The sequence below is a fragment of the Cryobacterium sp. Y50 genome, from assembly GCF_002929805.1.
GTDB lineage: Bacteria > Actinomycetota > Actinomycetes > Actinomycetales > Microbacteriaceae > Cryobacterium.
Genome location: NZ_PJJM01000027.1, coordinates 1 through 2,968 on the forward strand (window position 1 = coordinate 1; position 2,968 = coordinate 2,968).

A 2,968-nucleotide genomic window follows, 5' to 3' on the forward strand; every position below is an offset into this window, starting at 1 on the left:
CAACCTCGCTAACCAATTTCGGGACTGGCTCCACAAGCAAAAAGCCATCCAAAAAAACAATTGACAACTATAGGAGCATCATAGGGCACCGCCGCAATTATCGCGATGCCCACGGCAGACGTCACCGGCCAGTATCCGCCTCCTACGAAGCGACCGGCAGTGCGCAGACCGGATCAAGAGAACTCGACTCGGCCACAAGCTTTCTTCACAAAAAAGCAGAGGAGCAGGGGACGTTACATATCGAGCTGCTACTTGCTACGGAGTGCCAGAAATGCATTCTCCAGTGACGGGCAATCTTGGGCATCAAGGACCACCGCATCCGCGCCGAACTACCCGACGGAAGATCTCCGGATTAAAGTCGAACTGCCTCAGCAAGTGGGTCGGCTGGGCCCGCCGATGCCGTATCCCGGCCTTCGTGAAACTGCAGAAAAGCATTGCCAAGCATCGCTCGGCGATCCTGGCGTCTACCGAGCAACCGTCGTTGTTCATTCTTCGATCCGCACAGCTGCGTAGTTGCCTCGTAATGTTTTCATCCGACGGGAATGATTATCAGCAGGGATCGGATGCTTTTGACGCCCGGCGGTAGCGGTTTTCGTGGGTCACTACGATCATGTGCGGGACGGTTAGCCCCGCTAAACCGATGAACACCACCTGCAGGATTTGCTCGCTCAGGGCGCCGTCGGGGCCGAGCCAAACCAGAACTACGCCCACTGTAAGGATGGGCACCACGGTGTACACCAGCACCATCAGTGCCGGCAGCCGTCCACCGTCACGTTCGGCGTGAAACCCTGCCTTCAGGTGCCGAAAACTGTGCAGAGCGCAGAAGTACAGTAGAAAGAAGACCAGCGGCTCTGTTGCGAGGGCGAGAATGGTCGCGAGCAGAATTTCGATGCTTTCGTGTGCCCGATGTCGCAGTGCGACTAAGGCTGCGACCAGCAGGCTGGCTAGGGCGAGCGGCCCCAGCCACTCTTGCACGCTGGCGACCACCGCGCCTCCAACTCCGGCCAGCACCACGTAGGCAGCACTCACCTGCGCGGGATGCGACAGCGCCGGGAGACTGAGCAGCCCGAACCCGGCGAGAAACCGCAGCCAGGGCGCCCGGTCAGCATTCCAATCTGACCCGAAGTGCAAAGCAGACACGAGCAGGAACGTGACTAAGCTCTCCACTGGAGCGATCAGCCAAAGCAACACAACGCCGACCACGACGAGAATGTAGGCCATGTTGAATCCGGCGAAGCCCAGTGGGGTGCGCCACAGTCCGGCACGGCGCGCGATCAGCGGATCGAGGGCGCCGTGGGGCAGGCCCAGAATCGCGACCAGCACGCCCAGGAGCACGACCTGAACCGTGAGCGAAGGCAGTGGCAAGCCCAGCCCGAGCACGACCAAGGTGACTAGGGCGAGGCTGGCGAACACTACCGTCTCGACGGGCACTCGATGCCGCCGCGGCCTGACGCGGGTGGACCCAGCATAAGACGGAGCGGCTTGGCCGGTCATTGATCGCTCGTACTTGGCGTCACGGTAACGGCCGGTGCGGCCGGTGCCGGGCTAAAAACGGTAGGCGCGGCCAGCTGGGCGATGAAGGGGCTCCACGGCAGGCTGGAGATGATGCGCGCGTAGTCCTCGGCCCGCGCACCGTCACTGAGAAAACGCACCAGTGCGGCCGGGGGAACGCCGCGGGCGAGGGCGAGAAAATACTCTGCGGTACGTTCCGGGTGCGCCCGAACGGCCTGCAGAAAAATGCGATCGAAGGTGCGTCGCAGTCGAGGTTCTTTCGGGTGCCCCACAGCTTCCCGGCCCGCGAGCAGACGCTCCGCGCACAGCTGAGCCCACCGTGCAATGCGCAAAAACCCGTAGCCCGAAGCGGCCCGCAGCGCGCCGCCAGCGTTACCCGCATGCACCACGCCTCCAATCGGCGGCGCAGCTTGGCGGCCCAGTCCCATGGCCAACACGCCGCCCTCGGTTCGCACCCGGCGGGCGTCAGCCAAACCGAGCCCGGTAAGCACCTGATCCAGCTCCAAGATCAAGCGGTCCCGGTTGATCGGCGCCGTGCCGAACCGCGTCCACTCCACAATCGCGCGGTTCGGTCCCAGCGGCAAGGCATACACAAAACGTAACCCCTCGGCGTCGGACGCGAGAGATCCCATCAGCGTCACCTCGCCAGGGACGAACGGCAGCGGACAGTCACGTTCCAGCTCGAGGCCCACGAAGCTCTGGTACAGCATCGCTGCGGCGGCGCGGGGCCGGGTATCAATCACCTGACGCGCCAGCAGCGTGCCCGCGCTGGTCTCCACTCGAACGCCGCCCGAAACCGCTGTGACCGTGCCGGCGCGCACTCCGAGGCGCAGGTCGACGCGCGGTGACTCGGCAATGTCGGTCTGCGCGCTCGCGTAAAAGTCGCTGCCCCGAACGTACTGGTAAGCCAGCCCGGGCACTTGGTGCCGAACGGTCAAGCCCGCCGCATCGGAAAAAGTCCATGTTTTCCAACGTCGCGAGACTAAATGCGACAGATCGTGCTGTTCCGGTCGCCAAAAACACCAGCTGCGATCGTCTCGATAGGCCGTGCGAGGTTCTAGCAGCACGACGCGCGGGCCGGAACGCTCCCGAGCCAACCGGGCCGCCAAAGTGAGTCCGGCCAAGCCCGCGCCCAGTATCACGAGGTCAGCGTCCGCGGCAGGCGGCATCTATGCTCCTTCTCTCTCGATCACGTATACGAGTACGGACCGGGTGATACGCAAACAGCCTAACGAGAAACCCGAAGCTGATCAGTATTTCTAAGACTCCGTCCGGAGCTGGTTGGAATACTCCTGCTAGCGGGAGTATGTTGAGATACCGAACCTAGTTAGCTATTTATTCTCGTCGAATCCCCGCCATTTTGACGAATGCTCGCGAACAGCAAAGGACATCTTGATACCTGACTCCCTCACCCAGATCCAGTACGACACCATCTACAACGTGTTCTCCCTCGTGA

Annotated in this window: 3 protein-coding genes; 1 reads left to right on the top strand and 2 read right to left on the bottom strand. The window is 62.3% G+C overall.

The window, feature by feature from the left end; all coding sequences use genetic code 11:
* Window positions 1-287, top strand: a 287-nt coding sequence (locus CXY73_RS22415; RefSeq protein ID WP_233198050.1) for a hypothetical protein, incomplete at its 5' end; no start/stop codon positions are given.
* Window positions 288-549: 262 nt separating this feature from the next.
* Here CXY73_RS22415 and CXY73_RS00245 read toward each other — a convergent pair.
* Both CXY73_RS00245 and CXY73_RS00250 read right to left on the bottom strand, forming a co-directional pair.
* Window positions 550-1,494: a Brp/Blh family beta-carotene 15,15'-dioxygenase gene (locus CXY73_RS00245; protein WP_104176412.1), complete on the bottom strand. Its 945-nt coding sequence runs from the start codon at window positions 1,492-1,494 to the stop codon at window positions 550-552.
* The gene (locus tag CXY73_RS00250; RefSeq protein WP_104176413.1) at window positions 1,491-2,681 is read right to left on the bottom strand and encodes a lycopene cyclase family protein; all 1,191 of its coding nucleotides are present in this window, start codon (window positions 2,679-2,681) and stop codon (window positions 1,491-1,493) included. The genes CXY73_RS00245 and CXY73_RS00250 overlap by 4 nt, the downstream gene beginning before the upstream one ends.
* Window positions 2,682-2,968 lie beyond the last annotated feature (287 nt).